Here is a 1,203-nt window from a genome sequence, read left to right as displayed (position 1 = left end):
CTTAGATTCAAAGAGTCAAGGCAACGCACTGGGCTGGGGTGCGGTAACCGAGGCATTTGCGGGGCCGGTTGTTCAGTCGTGCGGCCAGGGCGTCGAGGTCGGCTTGGCTGTGTAGGCCGAGATCGCTGCCTTTCGGTAGGTATTGGCGAATCAGCTTGTTCGTGTTCTCGTTCGTGCCGCGCTGCCAGGGGCTGCGCGGTGCGGCGAAGAAGACGGTGACGCCGGTGGCCTCGGTCAGCAGCCGGTGGCCGGCGAGTTCCATGCCGCGATCCCAGGTCAAGGTGCTGAGTAGGCGGGGATCCATCAGTGAGAACGCCTGCTGAAGAGCGGGGATGACCGTCGTGGTGTGCCGGCTGGGCAGGGCCACCATGGTCAGGTAACGAGATCTTCGGTCGACCAGCGTCGCGACCTGGCTGTTCTTGGCTCCGACGATGAGATCGCCCTCGAGGTGGCCCAGTTCGGTCCGTGCGTCGGCGGCGTCCGGTCGTTCCTCGATCGGCCGTGCTCCGGTGATCTGGGAGCGCCACTGGCCCTTGACGGTGTTGCGCTTGTTTTTGCGGATGGGACGGCCCGTGCGCAGCTTGGTGCACAACTCTCGCGGGATCATTTTCCACCGGGTCGTGTAGATCGCACGGTAGATGCTCTCGTGGCTGATCCTCATCAACGAGTTGTCGGCGTGGGTCAGCCGTAGGTGGCCGACGATCTGCTCCGGGGACCACTCGTTCTCCAGCAGCTCGATTACCAGCTGGCGAAGCACCGGGTTCTCCTGCAGGGCGGACGGTTTCGGGCGGCGGGTCTGCTCCTGAGCACGTTGCTCGGCAGCGACTGCCCGGTATTTCCCTCGGCCGCCGTTGCGGGCCACCTCTCGGCTCACCGTCGATGCTGGACGGCCGATCGACACAGCGATCGAACGCAGCGAGGCGCCGGCCTCAAGACCGCGAGAGATCGATTCCCTCTCTTCCGCGGTCAGGCGGTCCGCCCGACGTACCCGCTCGGCCGGCGCGATGCCGCCATGGTGCTTCAGCACGGTGAAAACGGAGCCCGGCGGCTTGTCCAAGGCCCGGGAAATCACGCTGATGGAGTCACCGTCGCGCCACCGCCGCCACAAGTCCTCTTTCATCGCCTCCGACATGCCAGGCCGACCCATTCGCGCCACAAGTCACCCATCTACCAGCACCGTTGCATTGACCACCTGAATCTAAG

At 64.9% G+C, this 1,203-nt stretch carries 1 protein-coding gene; it reads right to left on the bottom strand.

Annotated features, from left to right (window positions below):
* Positions 1-7 precede the first annotated feature (7 nt).
* Positions 8-1,132, bottom strand: coding sequence for an IS30 family transposase (locus tag AB0F68_RS35250; RefSeq protein WP_357346232.1), 1,125 nt, complete (start codon positions 1,130-1,132; stop codon positions 8-10).
* Between the last annotated feature and the right edge of the window lie 71 nt (positions 1,133-1,203).

This window comes from Micromonospora sp. NPDC023966 (genome assembly GCF_040639095.1).
In the GTDB taxonomy this organism is placed as follows: domain Bacteria; phylum Actinomycetota; class Actinomycetes; order Mycobacteriales; family Micromonosporaceae; genus Micromonospora.
Note: the sequence above shows the minus strand (reverse complement) of the source record. Positions and strands in the feature narration are given on the sequence as shown.

What these genes read in the sequence shown, in the direction of transcription:
- AB0F68_RS35250 (WP_357346232.1), bottom strand. Translation starts at nt 1,132, where the DNA reads ATGTCGGAGGCGATGAAAGAGGACTTGTGGCGGCGGTGGCGCGACGGT.